The sequence below is a fragment of the Nocardia sp. NPDC051832 genome (assembly GCF_040681285.1).
Lineage (GTDB): Bacteria > Actinomycetota > Actinomycetes > Mycobacteriales > Mycobacteriaceae > Nocardia.
Genome location: NZ_JBFAYL010000008.1, coordinates 122,910 through 139,727 on the forward strand (window position 1 = coordinate 122,910; position 16,818 = coordinate 139,727).

Below are 16,818 nucleotides of genomic sequence, written 5' to 3' on the forward strand. Positions count from 1 at the left end.
CGATGACCACCGCACACGATCGCCGCTGGCGTCGTCGCACACCCGATGAAGCCGTCCTGACCGGGGGAACGACGCTCAAGCGCAGCCTCGGCCGGATCGATCTGACCGCCATGGGGGTCGGCACGATCGTCGGTGCGGGCATCTTCGTGATCACCGGTGTGGCCGCCGCCGAGAAGGCCGGGCCGGCGATCGTGCTGTCGTTTCTGCTCGCCGGGCTGGTCTGCGTGCTGGTTGCGCTGTGCTACAGCGAACTCGCGGCAATGGTTCCGGTATCGGGCAGCGCCTACACCTATACCTACGCGACGCTCGGCGAAGGACCCGCGTTCCTGGTCGGCTGGAATCTGTTGCTGGAGTTCGTGATCGCCGGATCGGCGGTGGCGATCGGCTGGTCCGGGACCACGGTGTCGGCGCTGGATTCCCTGTTCGGGATCACGCTGCCGCAGGCGATCACCGCGGCCCCGGCCGAAGGCGGCGTCGTGAACCTGCCCGCCGTGCTGATCATCGCGGCGCTGGTCGCGGTGCTGGTGGGCGAGGTGACGTTGACCGCGAAGATCACCAAGGCGCTGGTCGGGGTGACGATCGGCGTGCTGGTGCTGGTCGTCGCCGTGGGCGCGCCGCATATCGATCCCGGCAACTGGGTTCCGTTCGCGCCGTTCGGCTGGAGCGGGGTCGTCGGCGGCGCGGCCATCGCGTTCTTCGCGTTCCTCGGTTTCGACGTGGTGGCCGCTTCGGCGGAGGAAGCGCGCGATCCGAAGAAGGACATCCCGTTCGCCATCATCGGCACGGTGCTCATCGCGACGCTGCTCTACGCGCTGGTCAGTGCGGTGCTCACCGGTGTCGCGCCGTTCGCCGCGCTGAACAACAGCGCGCCCATCGCGACCGCGTTCGGCGCGCTGCACATCGGCTGGATCGGCAATGTCATCGTGGTCGCCTCGATCATCGCCCTGACCAAGGGTGTGCTGCTGATCATCTACGCGCAGGTGCGGCTGGCGTTCGCGATGTGCCGGGACGGCCTGCTGCCGAAGCGGCTCGCCGCCACCGGCGAACACGCGACGCCGGTCCGGCTGACCTTGGTGCTCGGCGTGTGCTGCGCCGCGATCGCCGGGCTGGTGCCCATCGACATCGTCGTCGAACTGGTGAATATCGGCGCGCTGTCGGCCTTCGCGGTGGTGTGCGCCGGGGTGCTGATGCTGCGCAGGCTGGAACCCGAGCGCGACCGCCCGTTCCGCACACCGCTGGTGCCCCTGGTGCCGATCCTCGCGCTGATCGGCTGCGCGCTCATGGCGCTCACCTTGGACGGGCTGACCTGGGTGCGATTCGCGGTGTGGGTGGCGATCGGCGTGGCCGTGTATCTCGGCTACAGCCGCCGGAATTCGGTGCTCGCGACGACGATGCGCGGCCCCGCCAAGATATGACACACTGCCGGGATGTCCGATGACGAGAAGCAGATCCGGGTCCTGATCGAGCGGTGGGCGGCCGCGGTGCACGCCGGCGACCTGGAGACGGTGCTCGCCGGTCACGCTCCCGACATCGTCATGTTCGACGTGCCGCCACCGCACGAGGGTGTGCGTGGCCTGGACTCCTACCGCGACGTGTGGCCCGGGTTCTTCGCCTGGCAGGCCGCCGGCGGCAGCTTCGACATCGTGTCGCTGGACATCGTCGCCGGTGACGAGGTCGCATTCGCGTACGCGCTGCTGTTGTGCGGCACCGCGGCGGAATTCGCGCAGAACCCGGGCAAGCGGTTGCGTCTCACGCTCGGGCTGCGCAAGCAGGACGGCCGCTGGACCGTGCTGCACGAACATCATTCCTTCGCCGACGAGAGCCTGGAACCCGAAGCGGGCTGAACGCGTCAGCGGGTGTACCGGTGTTTGACCCCGGCCGGGAAATAGTCGGGGTCGCCCGCGGGCCGCAGCTCCACATGCGGCAGGTGTCGTTCCGCCGGAACATAGTTGGCGTATTCGCTGTTGTGGCGCAGTAATTCGTCGCGGATGGCCTCGGCGACGAGCCGGGTGCGCTCCCCCGTGTTCGCCGCTTCGGGCGCGAGTTCGACGGTGATGCGCAGCAGCCGGTTCCGGTCGGCGTCCTCCCAGGCCTCCAGGACGAACTTGCCGGTCACCCAGTCGCAGAGACCGGGTTGTTCCAGGCCGAGCGCGACGGTCTCGGGAAAGACGTTGGCGCCGAACACCGATACCGCGTGCAGCGACCGGCCGAAGACGTAGACGAACGGCAGTTCCGGCCCCGCGCCCGGATCGAAGCCCGCCGCGCGGCAGATCTCCATCAGTTCCGGATACGGCAGCACTCCCCCGTCGTCGGCGAGGTGGTAGCGGATCAGCGGCACCCCGGAGTCGGCGGTGAACACCAGTGTCCCGTCGACGGTTTCGAAGTATCGGTCCGCCGGGTCGTATTGCAGCAGCGTCGGCAGGCGCTGTCCGCCGAACACCTGCGCCGCCACGGTCGGCCGCCCCGCCAGGAAGCGCCGGATCGCCACGCTCAGCGGCGTCTCGTTGCCGAGCACGCCGCCGTCGGCGGTGCCGTACAGCGCGGCCACGTCCCGGCCCGGATCCAATCCCGCGCGGGCGCCCATCAGGTCACGCCACTGTTCGCTGAAAACCTCACCGGCGCAGACCATTTTCACCGCGTACCGGGACCAGCGCAGCCCGGCGCGCGCCCCGGTATCGATGACGTCCTTGAGGAACGGCGGATAGCCGAACAGCACCACCTGATCGAAGTGCTCCCCCAATTCCGGTATCACGCGCAGGATTTCGGCCTTGTTGTTGCCGGGCGCGACGATCGTCAACGGCAGCCGGCCGGACAGCTCCCGCAGGCAGGCGAGCGTGTACACCCCGCCGACCCAGGTGCCCAGCGGAAAACACACCACCGCGAGGGTGCGCCGGAGCCCGGCGCCGAAGCCGTCGACCAGGACCTGTTCGAAGCGGCGGGTGGCGGCGGCCTCGTCGGCGATCGAGCGCGGCCAGAAGGTCGGCGTCCCGGTCGAACCGGAGGACACCGCGATCACGTCGCAGCCGGTCAGGTCGCCGTCGCGGCAGCGTTCCGGCAACGGGAAGCGCTGGTGATAGTTGGCTTTGGTGATCAGCGGCAGGCGCGCGAACGCGGCGGCGTCGGTGATGCGCGCGGCTTCGATGCCGTGCTCACCCAGAAATTTCTGATAGGCGGGCACGGTGACCGCGGTGCGCTGCACCAATTCCAGGACACCGGGGAAAGGATCGGAGGGCATGGGGCGAACGGCCTTTCTGCGCGACGAACCTGCGTCGCCCTCAAAACTACCGGCGCCCCACGGCGCTCGCGTCCGAACTGCAACCGTGCGAGCCGGGGCCGTGCCGCAAAATAGATCGTGCGGCAAGTGTTTCGAACAGATCGGGGGGCAGGGTGCGAGGCGGCACTTTTCATCGGCGTGGCACTTTTCATCGACGCGGCACGGTGGCGGCGGCAGTGCTGGTGGCGGCGCTGACCGCGGGTTGCGCCGGGTGGAATACGGTGCCCGGTCATCCCGTGGCCGCGCCGCAGCCGCTGCCGACCGTGGCCGACTACTACGCCCAGCGCGTCGAGTGGCGGCCGTGCCCGGAGAATCCCGAAGCCGACTGCGGCGATATTCGTATTCCGGTCGACTACGCCGACCCCGGCGCACAGGCCATCACGATGCCGCTGGTCCGGCTGCGCGCCACCAACCCGGAGCGGCGGCTCGGGGCGCTGACCATGAATCCGGGCGGTCCCGGCGAATCCGGGTACCAGCAGGTGCTGGACGCGCTCGACCCGGACGACACCGGGCTGCGCAAGTTCCGGGTGCGCTACGACCTGATCGGGTTCGATCCGCGCGGAGTCGGCCGCACCGCGCCGGTCCGCTGCCTCGACGATCCGGCCACCGACGCCTATTACGCCACTGATTTCACGCCGACCAGCGCCGATCAGCTCACGAAAGTGGCCGCGGCGCATCGGGATTACGCCGCCTCCTGCCTGCGCAACACCGGCCGCCTGCTGGGTTTCGTCGGGACCGAGTTCGTGGCCAAGGACATGGATCTGCTGCGCTCGGCGCTGGGCGAACCGAAACTGAACTACCTCGGCTTCTCTTACGGCTCACGGCTGGGCCTGTACTACGCCGAGGAGTTTCCGGACCGGGTCGGGCGAATGCTGCTGGACTCGGTCGACGACCCGAGTTCCGCGCCGGACCGCTGGGAGTTCGACGAGACGAGCACCTTCCCGGTCTCCACCCGGCTCGCGCCGCGCGACCAGGTGGTCTACGACATGCTCAGCACCTGCGCGGCCCGATCGGACTGCCCGCTCGGCCCGGACCCGGACGCGGCGATGACCGCGCTGCGCGCCCTCATCGACAAGGTCGACGCCACCCCGATTCCGGTGGACGACGGCCGCAAGCTCGGTTCCAATCTCGCGCTGCTCGGGCTGTTCGAAACGACCTACGACACCAGTTATCAGAAACGGTTCGAGCAGGCGATCGTGGCCGCGCAGCGTGGTGACGGCACGCCGCTGGCGAAATTGGCCGACCGGTATGTGGGCCGCGGCGAGAACGGGCGGTTCTCCAGTTCCGATCCCGCGTTCTGGGCGATCCAGTGCGCCAACGACGACCCGGCCCGCTATCGCACCAAAACCGAGGAGCAGATCATGGACGCGCTGAGCCGGGTGGCCGAGCGCTACGCGGTGTCCGGTCCGCTGTTCGGCGCGAACCGGGTGTTCAGTACGCCGCTGTGCCTGTTCTGGCAGGTGCCGCCGAGCCGGGCCTCGACCGGGGTGGAAGCGAAGGGCGCGCCGACCATCGTGCTGCTCAACAACACCGGTGATCCGGCGACGCCGCTGGCGGATGCCGAGCATGTGGCGGACACCCTGGCCGACGCGGTGCTGGTGGTCAACGAGCACGACGGGCATATCGCGTTCGACAACGGGTCGGAGTGCGTGGACGGGATCGTGCTCGGGTTCTTCTTCGACGGAGAGGTGCCCGCGCGCGGCACCCGGTGCCGGAACTGAGTTCCGCTCAGCAGTTCCCGCCGCACCGCAGCGCTAGGGTTGAGCCCGTGACCTGGACCGTCGGCTTCGACCTCGATATGACCCTGATCAACTCGCAGCCCGGCGTGGCCAAGGCGATCGACACCGTCGCCGCCGAGTTCGGGCTGGCGCTGCCGGGCGAGCAGATCGCCGCCCGGCTCGGTCCCCCGCTGCCGATGCTGCTGGCCGACGCGGGCGCACCCGAGGCGCTCATCCCGGCCATGGTCGCGCGCTACCGGGAGCTCTACCCGACCGTGGTGCCGCTCATCCCGGCGCTGCCCGGCGCGGACGCGGCCCTGGCCGCGGTGCGTGACCGCGGCGGCCGGATTCTCGTCGTCACCGGCAAACACCAACCGCTCGCGCGGCTGCACATCGACGAACTCGGCTGGCAGGTGGACGATCTCGTCGGCGACCTGTGGTCGGCGGGCAAGGCCGACGCGCTGCGGGCGCACGGAGCAGCGATCTACGTCGGCGATCACGTCGGGGATATGCACGGTGCCCGGGCCGCCGAGGTGGTCGCCGTCGGCGTCGGCACCGGGCCCTGCGACGCCGACGAGCTCCGCGCGGCCGGCGCCGACGTGGTGCTGCGCGACCTGACCGAGTTCCCGGCCTGGCTCAGCGACTACCTGTCCTGAATCGATCGACGGCGCGGCAGCTCCGCGCTCGGCGCCTGGGCCAGGATCCCGAGGAACTTCGGGCACTCCATGTGGCTGGGCGCCGGGCAGGCCGCGGCATGCCGCAGCCCGTCGCGCATCGCGGTCAGCTCGCCGATCCTGCGGTCCAGTTCGTCCGCCTTGGCCGTGAACATCTCCCGTTCGAGGTGCGGCTGACCGTCCGCGCCGAACATCCGGGCGATCTCGTCCAGCGAGAAGCCCGCGCTGCTCGCCACCGTGATCAGCGAAAGTCGTTGCAGCACCAGCGGATCGAACAGACGGCGCAGGCCGCGGCGGCCGGTGGAGGCGATCAGCCCCTTCTCCTCGTAGTAGCGCAGCGTCGAGGCGGGCAGGCCGGATCGCCGGGCGACTTCGGCGATGTCGAGAACATCCATGGGTTGACCTCAAGTCGACTTGAATTGACACAGTTTAGGCATGGAAGCCACACAGCGGAATGAAGACCAGCGGACACGCTGGAACGGACGGTCGGGCAACGCCTGGGTCGAGGCCCAGCAGGTGGTCGATGAGGTGTTACGGCCGCTCGAGGACATCCTGGTCGACGCGGCCCGCAAACTGTCGGCGCGACGAGTGCTCGACGTCGGCTGCGGCACCGGCGGCACCACGGTCGCCCTTGCCGCGGCACTCGGGTCGAGTCAGGTTGTCGGCCTGGATATTTCGGAACCGATGATCGCCGCCGCGCACGCCCGCGCCGCCCAGCAGGCGGCGGACGTGACCTTCCTGCGGGCCGACGCCCAGACCCAGTCCTTCGAACCGGACTTCGACCTGATCGTGTCGCGCTTCGGCGTCATGTTCTTCGAGGACCCGGTGCGGGCCTTCGGCAACCTGCGCCGGGCCGCCGCCGGGGCCGGCGAACTGCGCTGTATCGTCTGGCGCGGTCCCGAGGAGAACCCCTTCATGACCGTCGCCGAACGCGCCGCCGCCACCCTGCTGCCGGACCTGCCCGCCCGGATCCCGGACGCCCCCGGGCAATTCGGCCTCGCGGACCCAGCCCGTACCGCGCGCATCCTGCGCGAGAGCGGCTGGAGCGAGGTCGCCGTCGACCCGATCGACGTCGAATGCAGCATGCCGGAAGATGTTCTGACCTGGTACTTCTCCACCCTCGGGCCGGTCGGCATGCTGCTGCCCAGTGTGGACGAGCAGACCCGCGCCCGCGTCGTCGCGGCCGTGCGGCCCGCCTTCGAACCCTTCGTGCACGGCGACCGAGTCCGCTACACCGCGGCCTGCTGGATGCTCAGCGCACACGCCTGACTCGGGCGAATCCCGCGCTGACGCACCGCATCCGAGCTAGCGTCGATGAGGTGACTGCCATCGTATGGGTGAAACCGGAAGGCGCCGAACTGGCCGAGGTCGAGCTCGGCCAGGGCCGGCTCAGGGCGACAGGGACGGCGATCGGCGGCGATCCGCTGCCCTACCAACTCGAGTACGAGCTCACCACGGGTGATCGCTGGGTCACCGAGCGGTTGTTCGTCAGAACCTACGGCGCCGGCTGGTCGCGCTCGCTGGAGCTGATCAACAACCCCGCCGGCCGGTGGACGATCAACGCCGAAGCCAAGGGTCAGGTCGATCTCCCCCCACCCGGCGGCGACGCGGCCGCGGTCACCGGAGCCCTCGACTGCGACCTCGGCCTGTCGCCGCTCACCAACACCATGCCGGTGCTGCGCGGCGGGTTCCTGCGGCACGGCGCGGGCGAGCACCTCATGGCCTGGGTCTCGGTCCCGGCGCTCGTGGTGATCCCGTCCCGGCAGACCTATCGCCATGTCCGGCCGGAGGTGGTCAGCTACTCCAGCGAACGTTTCACCGAGGAGATAGTTTTCGGCGCGGACGGCCTCGTCGAAAACTATCCCTCGATCGGGCGGCGGATCGGTTCCTAGGCGGCCTTGTACTTACGGAGGTACTCGCCGGTCAGGGAGACCGGGTGGGCCAGCAGGTCGGCGGGCGTTCCGGTGCAGACGATCTCACCGCCGGCCTTGCCGCCGTCCGGGCCCAGATCGATGACCCAGTCGGAGTGGGCGACGACGTCGAGGTTGTGTTCGATGACGACGACGGTGTTGCCGCGTTCGACGAGGTTGTCCATCAGGGCGAGCAGCGTGTCGACGTCGGACATGTGCAAGCCGGTGGTGGGTTCGTCCAGAACGTAGATCGAGCCGGTGTTGCCCAGCTGGGTCGCGAGCTTGATGCGCTGGCGTTCGCCGCCGGACAGCGTGCTCATGGCCTGGCCCAGGCTGAGGTAGTCCAGGCCGACCTCGTTCATGGTGCGCAGCTTGGCATTCAGTGCCTTCTCGGTGAAGAACTCGAGGGCTTCCTCGGCCGAGAGTTCGAGCACGTCGGCGATGGACTTGCCGCGCAGCTGGTGCACCAGCACCTCGTCGGAGAAGCGGCGGCCGTCGCAGGCGTCGCAGTGCGTGGTGACCGGGTCCATGTAGGCGATCTCGGTGATGATCACGCCGCGGCCCTCGCACTGCTTGCAGGCCCCGTCGGAGTTGAAGCTGAACAGGCCGGGGGTCTGGCCGCTGGCTTTGGCGAACAGTTTCCGGATCGGGTCCATCAGGCCGAGGTAGGTGGCGGGCGTGGAGCGGGAGGACGCGCCGATCGCGGACTGGTCGACGAAGATCGCCTCGGGGTGCTCGCGGACGAACACGTCCCGGATCAGCGAGCTCTTGCCCGAGCCGGCGACGCCGGTGATCGAGGTGAGGATTCCGGTCGGGATCGCGACCGTCACGTCCTTCAGGTTGTGCACCGACGCGTGCTCGATCAGCAACTCACCGGCGGCCTTCCGGAAGGACTCCTTGACCCGGAACGGGCGGCGCAGTCCGGCGCCGGTCGGGGTGTCGGCCTGGCGCAGCTCGTCGAAACTGCCCTGGAACACCACCTCGCCGCCGTGCACGCCCGCGCGCGGGCCGACATCGACGATATGGTCGGCGATCTGGATGACATCGGGGTCGTGCTCGACCACGAGCACGGTATTGCCCTTGTCCCGCAACGCGCGCAGCAGATCGTTGAGCCGGCCCACGTCGCGCGGGTGCAGGCCGACGCTCGGCTCGTCGAAGATGTAGGTGAGGCCGATCAGCGTCGAGGACAGGTGCTTGATCATCTTCAGGCGCTGGCCCTCGCCGCCGGACAGTGTGGACGTCGCGCGGTCCAGGCTCAGGTAGCCCAGCCCGATATCGATGACGCGTTGCAGGGCGGTGCGGATCGCGTCGGCCAGGCCGAGGGCGCCCGGATCGGTGATCTCGTCCAGAACGGCCAGCAGATCGGTGATCTGCATTCCGGACCACGCGGCGATATTGCGGCCGTTGATCTTCGTCGCCAGCGCCGCCTGGCTGAGCCGGGCTCCGTCGCAGGTGGTGCAGATGCCCTCGGTGAGGAACTTCGCGATCTGCTCGCGGGTCTTCTCGCTCAGCGTCGAGGTGTCGCGCTGCAATCGGGTGCGGGTGAACTTCGCCGCCAGCCCTTCGTAATTCGCCTTCCACGAGCCCTTGGCGAAGGTCAGCTCGACCTGCCCGCCGCTGCCGTAGAGGAAGTCCTGCCACTCGGCGTCGGTGTAGTCGGCCAGCTTCTTGTCCAGATCGAACCGTCCGGAATTGCCGTAGAGCTGCCAATCACCGCTGCCCGGTGCGTATCCCGGCAACAGGATCGCGCCCTCGTTCAACGACTTGCCGCGATCCACCAGCCGATCCGGATCCGCCTGCGCCCGGAATCCGAGCCCGTCACAGTCCGGGCACATGCCCTGCGGCACATTGAACGAATAGTCGTAGACCAACCCCGACGACGGCGCGCCGAACCGCGCGAACATCGCCCGCACCATCGAATAGATATCGGTCATCGTGCCCACCGTCGACCGCGGCCCACCACCCACCGGCTGCTGATCGATGATCACCGGCGCGTTCAACCCCTCGATCGCCTCCGCGTGCGGCCGCTCATACCGCGGCAGGAAGTTCAGGATGAACGCCGGAAACGTCGCATACAGCTGCCGCTGCGACTCCACGGCAATGGTGTCGAAAACGATCGACGATTTCCCGGACCCGGAGACGCCGGTAAACACAGTGATCTTGTTCTTGGGGATCTCCAGCGACACATTGCGCAGATTGTGTTCGCGAGCGCCGAGGATCCGGATGACGGCAGCATCGGGTACGGCGGAATCGGTAGAAGGCATGCCGACAACCATGCCACGGAGTACCGACAAAATGCTGCGGGCACTGTGACCTAAATCACAATAATAGCCATCAGGAATGGTTGTCCGAGAGGAACTTTCGCAGCAGCGCCACGACCTCGGTGAGGTGGGTTTCCAGGAGCCAGTGGCCGCCGTCGAGGAGGTGGAGTTCGGCGGCGGGGTGGTCGCGGTGGTAGGCGCGGGCGGCGCCTTCGGGCATGTAGGCGTCGTGGCGGCCCCAGACGATGAGGGTGGGCGGGTGGTGGTCGCGGAGGTATTGCTGTTGGCGGGGGAACCAGGGGACGGTGTGGCGCTGGTCGGCCAGCAGGTCGACGAGATGGGAGCGGCGGTCGCCGGTGCCGGCGACGGCCCAGGACAGGGTCCACAGGTCGGGGCTGACCTGGGCGGCGAGGTGTTCGGGGAGTTCGCCGAGGAATTCGTCGCGGAAGCCGGATTCGCTGACCGCGGCGGCCAGGGCGGCCTTGCCCTCGTCGGTCGGGTTGTTCCAGAACTGTTTCAGCGGGGCGTATTTGGGGCCGTGCTGGTCTTCGTAGATGTCGCCGTTCTGGATGACGAGGCCGCGGACGCGCTCGGGCGCCGCCATGGCCAGGCGCAGGCCGAACTGGGAGCCGTAGTCGTGCAGATAGATCACGTATTCGCGAAGGTCGAGGACCTCGGTGAAGCGGCGCAGGAATTCGGAGTAACCGTCGAAGGTGTAGGAGAAGCCGGCCGGGGCGGCGCTGTAGCCGAAACCCGGGAGATCGGGAGCGACGGTTCGCCAGCGATCGGCCAGGGCGGGCAGCAGCGCACGGAATTCGAAGGACGAGGACGGGTATCCGTGCGGCAGCAGCACGATCGGGGCGTCCGGCGGCCCGGCCTCCCGATAGAAGGTATCGATTCCGTCCACGCTCACCCGGCAATGGCGGACAGCACTCATGGAAATTCCTCCCTCGCGTCGTGTGATCACTTTCTCCGCGCGGTACCCACTCCCCCGGTGCTCATTCCCGGCCCGCGAACGCACGGCGTTCACGCATGATCAGACCTGGGCATCGCCCCCGTAAGGTCGTGGCGTGAGACGCGATCCATACTGGAACCACAACACGCACTATCACCCCTGGATACTCGGGCGAGTGCCCGCGGGCGCGAAGACCGCGCTGGATGTCGGCTGTGGCGACGGACTGCTCGCGCGGAAATTGAGCGACCGCTGCGATTCGGTGCTCGGCGTCGATCTGGACGCGGCCATTCTCGAGACGGCGGAACAGCGGCCGAATATTCGCTACGAACGCGCCGATTTCCGGGCCGTGCGAGGCACTTTCGATTTCGTGGCAGCGGTTGCGAGTTTGCATCACGTGCCGTTGATCGAGGGTCTGTGCGCGCTGCGGCGGCTGGTGGCGCCGGGCGGCACGCTCGCCGTCGTGGGGCTGTCGCGGCTGACGCCGCGCGACGATTGGAGCCGGCTGCTGCTGTTGCCCGCGGTGAAAGCCGTCGACCTGTGGCCGCCGCGGCTCAGCGCACCACCCGCGATGATCGTTCACGACCCGGCCGACACCCTCACCGAAATTCGCCGTGCCGCGGCCTCGGCCGTACCGGGTGCGCGTATTCGCCGCCGGCTCCTGTGGCGCTACTCGCTGCACTGGACTCGCCCCGCGAATTAGCGGCTGGTTGATCTGAAAAACGCTCCGCCGCGTCGCGAAGGGTTAACGGTGTTCTGCCCCTAGAGTGAGTGCTGATTATTAGCTGTTCATACCCGCGCACGCCGATTCGAAGGGGTGATCAGATGACCGCACCGCAACTGGATCCCGTGGTCGGAGAGTTCGTCGACGCACTCAACGCGCACGACCACGATCGACTGTTCGCCCTGCTGGCCGAGGACGCGACGATGTCCGACGACGGAGTGACGCGCAATATCGGCCAATGGACCTCCCGGGAAATCTTCGACAGCAACGGCCGGATGAAAGTCGAATCCGTCGCCGACAACGGTCGTGAATTGGTCGCCGATTACACCAATTCGCGCTGGGGCTCGATGCGGACCAACTGGCGATTCGTCGTGCGCGACGGAAAGATCAGCCGCTTCGAGACCGGACAGGCGTGATCTAGGCTCCTAAGGCTGTCCGGCCCCAGGTCACCAGGAGGAAAGATGAACGTAGGCGCTAGATTCGGCCTAGTGCACTGCGCGGTTGCGGCGGGCGCGGTGCTGCTCAGCGGCTGCACCGATGTCGAGAAGGCACTCAACCGCGGCGGCGACACCCCCTGCAACGAGTATGTGACCCAGGACCAGGACACCAAGCGCGTGACGATCACCAAGTTCGTCAAGCAGCAGACCGGGGAGAAGAACGAGCCGTCCGGCACCGTGGTGGACGCGACGCTGATCTCGGTGGACCTGCTGTGCGGCGCTCAGCGCAATTCCGAGACCCCGATCAAGAACGCGGACGTGGCAGGCATTTTCATGAATAAGTAGCACTCGGGGAAACCCGCCGCGGCGCCCGTCCACGTCCTGGACGGGCGCCGCCGGCTGTCAGCCGATATTGAACGGCTCGCCCCACATCGTGACTCGCGATTCGGCGTGCGCGGTGCTGATGTCGACCCGCACGAAGGACCGCGCCCGCGCGGTGCCGCCGTTGCATCCGTCGATGCTGAACGGTTCGTCGGTCCAGGTGACGCTGCCCTGCCGGCCCAGGACCTGGTGGTAGACCCGCCCCGGCACCGAACTCGCCTCGCGCGGGCGGATATCCAGCAGATACCGCGCGATGGTGCGCCCGGAGGCCAGGGTGATCATCCGGGAGCGCTCCGGCGCGTCGTTCGGCGCCATTCCGGCCAGCGCCGTCGCGCTGTTGCCGACCGTGGACAGCGCGTCGATATCGGCTTGGCAGGCAACGACATAGCCGGGATAGATCTTGGTCGCCGCGGTCGCCGCGTCCGCGCCGGTCACTTCGACCCCGCCGCGCCCGCTCACCCACAGATTGCGCCGCCCCGCCACCAATCCCGGGTTGAGTTTGACGGATTCGCCGGTGAGGCTGACCGTGACGCCGGTGCCGTCGCCGAGATCGCGGGTGATCTTCCCTTCCGGTAGCGCCAGATAGGTCTCAGCGGCCGCGCTGGGCGCCACGCACCAGCCCGCGAGCACCAGTGCGACTATCCCGAAAGCTTCAAGCGCGTGACGGTTCCTACCCTGCCTGCTGATCATGTGCTCCCTTTTGCGTTCGACTGTGCGCGAGAGGTGAATCGAGCTGACGTAGAACTGTGCTGACACTGACCCGGTGCGAGCGACCCGCGAACTGTCGCAAGCGGCGGGCAAAGAATAGCCGGACGTTTACTACTGATTCACGCGGGTAGGGGATCGCGCCCGCGCCCGTCGGCCGGGCCCGGAAAGCTAGGCGCGGCAGCCATGCATACGCCATGATGTGAGCACGAATAAGCGGCGCTCGATCCTTACGACGATGAGGTTTGACGAGGTGGCCCTGTTCCGCACACTCACCCAACAGCGGGCAGAACTGGAAAAGGAATGGTCCAGGTGGGCCACGTCCGCTCCGAGCGCTGCCCGGCTCACCCCGCGGACGCCGTTGCTGCGCAACGAGGTAGCGCAGTCCTGGAAGCGTTCGCTGCATACCGTGGACCCCGCGCGCACCGTCGCGCCGGGCCTCGACGACGTCGCCGACCGCTGGGCCGAATCCCCGCTGCGCACCCCCATCACGGCGCTCGCCGATCAGTTGCAGACCATCAGCAAAGAGGCCGGATACGTTGCGGCAGTTACCGACAACACCGGCACCATCGTATGGACGTGCGGCGACCGCACGATCCGCCGGCAGGGTGAATCGGTGAACTTCGCGCCCGGCGGTTGCTGGGACGAAAGCCATATGGGCACCAACGGTTTGTCGCTGGCCCTGCACGGCGACAGCCCGGTCACGGTGTTCTCCGCGGAGCACCTGGTGGCCGCGCTGCACGGCTGGGTCTGCTATTCCGCGCCGATCCACGCCCCGGACGGCCGCCAGCTCGGCGTGCTCGATCTGTCCAGCCGCTGGGAGCGCTCGCATCCGGCGGTGCTGTCCTCGGTGCGGGCGCTGGTCACCGCGGCCGAAACCATCTTGCGCGCCACCGATCTCGGTCCGCGGGCCGGCGTGCGCCTGGAATGCCTGGGCACCGCGCGCCTGCTCCGGGACGGCCGCCCGGTGCCGCTGCCGCCGCGTCAGCTGGAGATCCTGGCCCTGCTCGCCCTGGAACCCGACGGCTACACCCCGGATCAGCTGCACGCCGCCGTCTACGGCGACCGCCCGGTGTCGACCAGCACCCTGAAAGCCGATGTCTCCCATCTGCGCCGGGCCACCGGCGGCGAAATCGCCAACCGCCGCTACACCCTGACCGGCCCGCTGTCCTGCGACGCGGTGGACCTGCTGGCCGCGATCCAGTCCGGCGACACCAGCGCGGCGGTCTGGCTCTACCGCGGGCCGCTGCTGCCCGGTTCCGACACCCCAGGCGTGCTGGAGTGGCGCGATTACCTCGATGTCGGAGTTCGCACCGCGGTCCTGTCCAGCGACCGCCCAGAGCACGCTGTGGGCTTCGGCGAGCGCGCGCCCGACGACATCGAAATCCACGAGCACGCCCTGCGTCTGCTCCCGCCCGACGATGTGCGCCGCGCCGTCGTCAGCGCCCGCCTGCACACCGCGATGCGGCACTGACGCCCCCGCCGCCCGCACAACGCCGCACACCTCCCGAGGCCTGAATCAGCCACCGCGGAGGGAGTCTTACGACCGACCCGGTTCGCGGCCGTCTCGCGGCCGAGTAGCCGAAGCGCATGCGCGCACGCGCGAGTCTCGGCTGCTCGGCCGCGAGGCTCCCGGGCCGCGAACCCGCGGCGCCCGCGCCGCCATGTCACAGCACCAACCTCGCTCCAACCTTTGCGCGTAATAGTGAGGCGCGCCATGTTGAGCGCGTGAGGAGCGAGCGAGCGCCATGATCTACGCCAAGCCAGGGTCCGACAACGCCATCGTCGGATATGCCACCCGCTACGACAATTTCATCGCAGGCGATTGGGCGCCTCCGATCGAGGGCCGCTATTTCGACAACCCTTCCCCGGTGGACGGCGAGATCTTCTGCGCGGTGGCACGTTCCACCGCCGCCGATATCGATCTGGCGCTCGAGGCCGCGCACCAGGCGGCCGACGGCTGGGCCGCGACCTCGCCCACCGAGCGCGCCAACATCCTCAACAAGATCGCCGACCGGATCGAGAACAGCCTGGAACCGCTGGCGGTCGCGGAAAGCTGGGACAACGGCAAGCCGGTGCGCGAAACGCTGGCCGCGGACCTACCTTTGGCGGTGGATCACTTCCGGTATTTCGCCGGAGCGCTGCGCGCCCAGGAGGGCAGCGTCGCGGAGATCGACGCCGACACCATCGCCTACCACTTCCACGAACCGCTGGGCGTGGTCGGGCAGATCATCCCGTGGAACTTCCCGATCCTGATGGCGGCCTGGAAACTGGCTCCCGCCCTGGCCGCCGGGAACTGCGTGGTGCTCAAGCCCGCCGAACAGACCCCGGCGTCGATTCTGCTCGTGGTGGAATTGATCGCCGATCTGTTGCCGCCCGGTGTGCTCAATGTCGTCAACGGCTTCGGCGTGGAAGCAGGCAAACCCCTGGCATCGAGCCCGCGGGTAGCGAAGGTGGCGTTCACCGGCGAGACCACCACCGGCCGGCTGATCCTGCAATACGCCAGCGAGAACATCATCCCGGTGAGCTTGGAGCTCGGCGGCAAGAGCCCCAATATCTTCCTGCCCGATGTGCTGGCCGCCGACGACGACTTTCTGGACAAAGCGGTCGAGGGTTTCGTGATGTTCGCGCTGAACCAGGGCGAGGTGTGCACCTGTCCGTCGCGCGCGCTGGTCCACTCGTCCATCTACGACGAATTCCTGGAACGGTGCGTGGCCCGCACCCAGGCCATCACGGGCGGCAATCCGCTCGACGAGAGCACCATGCTCGGGGCCCAGGCCAGCAACGACCAGTACGAGAAGATCCTGTCCTACATCGACATTGGCCGCCAGGAAGGCGCCCGCGTGCTCACCGGAGGGGAAGCACGCAAAGTCGAGGGCCTGCCCGGTGGCTACTACATCCAGCCGACCATCTTCGAGGGCAAGAACTCGATGCGCATCTTCCAGGAGGAGATCTTCGGACCGGTGGTGGCGGTGACCCGCTTCGACACCACGGCGGAAGCGGTCCGGATCGCCAACGACACCCTCTACGGGCTGGGCGCTGGCGTGTGGACGCGGGACGGGAACACCGCATACCGGATGGGCCGTGCGATCAAGGCGGGCCGAGTGTGGACCAACTGCTACCACGCCTATCCGGCACACGCGGCTTTCGGCGGATACAAGAAGTCCGGCATAGGACGGGAGAACCACAAGATGATGCTCGAGCACTATCAGCAGACCAAGAACCTGCTCGTCAGCTACTCCCCCTCCAAACTCGGGTTCTTCTGATGCAGAACCGGATGCGACAGATGCACAGCAGAGTTCACAGGGTCGGTATGTCCGACGCGGCGCGAGTGGTGTTGCGCCGCTTGATCGAACAGCACGGGCCGGTGCTGTTCCACCAATCCGGGGGCTGCTGCGACGGCAGCTCGCCGATGTGCTTTCCCGCGCGCGAGTTCCATGTCGGCGCCGCGGACGTGCTACTCGGCCATCTGGCCTGGCACACCGAATTCTGGATGAGCGGCGACCAGTACCAGCTGTGGAAGCACACCCATCTGACGGTCGACGTGGTGGAGGGGCGCGGGGGCGGCTTCTCGCTGGAGGCGCCCGAGGGCGTGCGGTTCATCATCCGGTCCCGGTTGCTGACCGATGTCGAACTGTCCACGCTGGCGGCCCTGCCGCCCCCGCGTACCGGAGCCGACGGGCTCGCTTGACCCGGTGATGACCGGGCGGTGGGGTCCTTGGCAACCCCACCGCCGGGTGCATTACCTGCCGCGCCGGCCGACTCGCCGCAGACCGAGTCGG

Annotated in this window: 17 protein-coding genes; 12 read left to right on the forward strand and 5 right to left on the reverse strand. The window is 68.2% G+C overall.

Annotation, left to right across the window (positions count from 1 at the left end):
- Positions 1-2: 2 nt before the first annotated feature.
- Both AB0M14_RS36020 and AB0M14_RS36025 read left to right on the forward strand, forming a co-directional pair.
- The gene (locus AB0M14_RS36020; protein WP_365004082.1) at positions 3-1,415 is read left to right on the forward strand and encodes an amino acid permease; all 1,413 of its coding nucleotides are present in this window, start codon (positions 3-5) and stop codon (positions 1,413-1,415) included.
- Positions 1,416-1,427: 12 nt separating this feature from the next.
- Positions 1,428-1,844, forward strand: coding sequence for an SgcJ/EcaC family oxidoreductase (locus AB0M14_RS36025; RefSeq protein WP_365004085.1), 417 nt, complete (start codon positions 1,428-1,430; stop codon positions 1,842-1,844).
- A 5-nt stretch (positions 1,845-1,849) separates the two neighbouring features.
- Here AB0M14_RS36025 and AB0M14_RS36030 read toward each other — a convergent pair whose 3' ends face one another.
- Positions 1,850-3,235 (reverse strand): hypothetical protein, encoded by a 1,386-nt coding sequence (locus tag AB0M14_RS36030; protein WP_365004087.1) that lies wholly within the window; start codon positions 3,233-3,235, stop codon positions 1,850-1,852.
- 203 nt (positions 3,236-3,438) lie between these two features.
- Here AB0M14_RS36030 and AB0M14_RS36035 point away from each other — a divergent pair, with 203 nt between their 5' ends.
- Positions 3,439-4,995 carry an alpha/beta hydrolase gene (locus tag AB0M14_RS36035; RefSeq protein ID WP_365004090.1) on the forward strand — a complete coding sequence of 519 codons (1,557 nt, stop codon included), beginning with the start codon at positions 3,439-3,441 and terminating at the stop codon, positions 4,993-4,995.
- 47 nt (positions 4,996-5,042) lie between these two features.
- Positions 5,043-5,648: an HAD family hydrolase gene (locus tag AB0M14_RS36040; protein WP_365004093.1), complete on the forward strand. Its 606-nt coding sequence runs from the start codon at positions 5,043-5,045 to the stop codon at positions 5,646-5,648.
- On the opposite strand, the gene AB0M14_RS36045 is transcribed toward AB0M14_RS36040, so the two are convergent.
- Positions 5,636-6,061: a helix-turn-helix domain-containing protein gene (locus AB0M14_RS36045; RefSeq protein ID WP_365004096.1), complete on the reverse strand. Its 426-nt coding sequence runs from the start codon at positions 6,059-6,061 to the stop codon at positions 5,636-5,638. The two genes, AB0M14_RS36040 and AB0M14_RS36045, sit on opposite strands and share 13 nt — an antisense overlap.
- 40 nt (positions 6,062-6,101) lie before the next feature.
- Between AB0M14_RS36045 and AB0M14_RS36050 the strand changes: the two genes are divergently transcribed.
- On the forward strand, positions 6,102-6,935 hold the full coding sequence (locus tag AB0M14_RS36050; protein WP_365004099.1) for a class I SAM-dependent methyltransferase: 834 nt from the start codon (positions 6,102-6,104) through the stop codon (positions 6,933-6,935).
- A 50-nt stretch (positions 6,936-6,985) separates the two neighbouring features.
- Positions 6,986-7,558, forward strand: a complete 573-nt coding sequence (locus tag AB0M14_RS36055) for a putative glycolipid-binding domain-containing protein (protein WP_365004102.1) — start codon at positions 6,986-6,988, stop codon at positions 7,556-7,558.
- Here AB0M14_RS36055 and AB0M14_RS36060 read toward each other — a convergent pair.
- Together AB0M14_RS36060 and AB0M14_RS36065 are read right to left on the reverse strand one after the other, a co-directional pair.
- Positions 7,555-9,840 (reverse strand): excinuclease ABC subunit UvrA, encoded by a 2,286-nt coding sequence (locus AB0M14_RS36060; protein ID WP_365004104.1) that lies wholly within the window; start codon positions 9,838-9,840, stop codon positions 7,555-7,557. The two genes, AB0M14_RS36055 and AB0M14_RS36060, sit on opposite strands and share 4 nt — an antisense overlap.
- A gap of 70 nt (positions 9,841-9,910) precedes the next feature.
- Positions 9,911-10,774, reverse strand: a complete 864-nt coding sequence (locus AB0M14_RS36065; RefSeq protein ID WP_365004107.1) for an alpha/beta hydrolase — start codon at positions 10,772-10,774, stop codon at positions 9,911-9,913.
- 133 nt (positions 10,775-10,907) lie between these two features.
- Here AB0M14_RS36065 and AB0M14_RS36070 point away from each other — a divergent pair, with 133 nt between their 5' ends.
- From AB0M14_RS36070 to AB0M14_RS36080, 3 genes are all read left to right on the forward strand, one after another.
- Entirely contained in the window at positions 10,908-11,492 is a 585-nt protein-coding gene (locus tag AB0M14_RS36070) for a methyltransferase domain-containing protein (protein ID WP_365004110.1), read from the forward strand.
- Positions 11,493-11,614: 122 nt separating this feature from the next.
- The gene (locus AB0M14_RS36075) at positions 11,615-11,929 is read left to right on the forward strand and encodes a nuclear transport factor 2 family protein (RefSeq protein WP_365004112.1); all 315 of its coding nucleotides are present in this window, start codon (positions 11,615-11,617) and stop codon (positions 11,927-11,929) included.
- Positions 11,930-11,974: 45 nt separating this feature from the next.
- A complete protein-coding gene (locus AB0M14_RS36080) occupies positions 11,975-12,295 on the forward strand; it encodes a hypothetical protein (protein ID WP_365004115.1) in 321 nt (106 codons plus the stop codon).
- A 57-nt stretch (positions 12,296-12,352) separates the two neighbouring features.
- On the opposite strand, the gene AB0M14_RS36085 is transcribed toward AB0M14_RS36080, so the two are convergent.
- Positions 12,353-12,961 carry an MspA family porin gene (locus AB0M14_RS36085; protein ID WP_365004118.1) on the reverse strand — a complete coding sequence of 203 codons (609 nt, stop codon included), beginning with the start codon at positions 12,959-12,961 and terminating at the stop codon, positions 12,353-12,355.
- 313 nt (positions 12,962-13,274) lie between these two features.
- Here AB0M14_RS36085 and AB0M14_RS36090 point away from each other — a divergent pair, with 313 nt between their 5' ends.
- The 3 genes from AB0M14_RS36090 (at position 13,275) to AB0M14_RS36100 (ending at position 16,727) form a co-directional block, all read left to right on the forward strand.
- Positions 13,275-14,510 carry a transcriptional regulator gene (locus AB0M14_RS36090; RefSeq protein WP_365004121.1) on the forward strand — a complete coding sequence of 412 codons (1,236 nt, stop codon included), beginning with the start codon at positions 13,275-13,277 and terminating at the stop codon, positions 14,508-14,510.
- Positions 14,511-14,784: 274 nt separating this feature from the next.
- Positions 14,785-16,302: an aldehyde dehydrogenase family protein gene (locus tag AB0M14_RS36095; RefSeq protein ID WP_365004124.1), complete on the forward strand. Its 1,518-nt coding sequence runs from the start codon at positions 14,785-14,787 to the stop codon at positions 16,300-16,302.
- 20 nt (positions 16,303-16,322) lie between these two features.
- A complete protein-coding gene (locus tag AB0M14_RS36100) occupies positions 16,323-16,727 on the forward strand; it encodes a DUF779 domain-containing protein (RefSeq protein ID WP_365004126.1) in 405 nt (134 codons plus the stop codon).
- Positions 16,728-16,818: the final 91 nt, after the last annotated feature.

Bases quoted from the DNA above. Each gene is read 5' to 3' on its own strand.
- AB0M14_RS36065 (WP_365004107.1), bottom strand. From the start codon at position 10,774: ATGAGTGCTGTCCGCCATTGCCGGGTGAGCGTGGACGGAATCGATACC.
- AB0M14_RS36045 (WP_365004096.1), bottom strand. From the start codon at position 6,061: ATGGATGTTCTCGACATCGCCGAAGTCGCCCGGCGATCCGGCCTGCCC.
- AB0M14_RS36095 (WP_365004124.1), top strand. From the start codon at position 14,785: ATGATCTACGCCAAGCCAGGGTCCGACAACGCCATCGTCGGATATGCC.
- AB0M14_RS36080 (WP_365004115.1), top strand. From the start codon at position 11,975: ATGAACGTAGGCGCTAGATTCGGCCTAGTGCACTGCGCGGTTGCGGCG.
- AB0M14_RS36025 (WP_365004085.1), top strand. From the start codon at position 1,428: ATGTCCGATGACGAGAAGCAGATCCGGGTCCTGATCGAGCGGTGGGCG.
- AB0M14_RS36030 (WP_365004087.1), bottom strand. From the start codon at position 3,235: ATGCCCTCCGATCCTTTCCCCGGTGTCCTGGAATTGGTGCAGCGCACC.
- AB0M14_RS36075 (WP_365004112.1), top strand. From the start codon at position 11,615: ATGACCGCACCGCAACTGGATCCCGTGGTCGGAGAGTTCGTCGACGCA.
- AB0M14_RS36090 (WP_365004121.1), top strand. From the start codon at position 13,275: ATGAGGTTTGACGAGGTGGCCCTGTTCCGCACACTCACCCAACAGCGG.
- AB0M14_RS36020 (WP_365004082.1), top strand. From the start codon at position 3: ATGACCACCGCACACGATCGCCGCTGGCGTCGTCGCACACCCGATGAA.
- AB0M14_RS36060 (WP_365004104.1), bottom strand. From the start codon at position 9,840: ATGCCTTCTACCGATTCCGCCGTACCCGATGCTGCCGTCATCCGGATC.
- AB0M14_RS36050 (WP_365004099.1), top strand. From the start codon at position 6,102: ATGGAAGCCACACAGCGGAATGAAGACCAGCGGACACGCTGGAACGGA.
- AB0M14_RS36100 (WP_365004126.1), top strand. From the start codon at position 16,323: ATGCACAGCAGAGTTCACAGGGTCGGTATGTCCGACGCGGCGCGAGTG.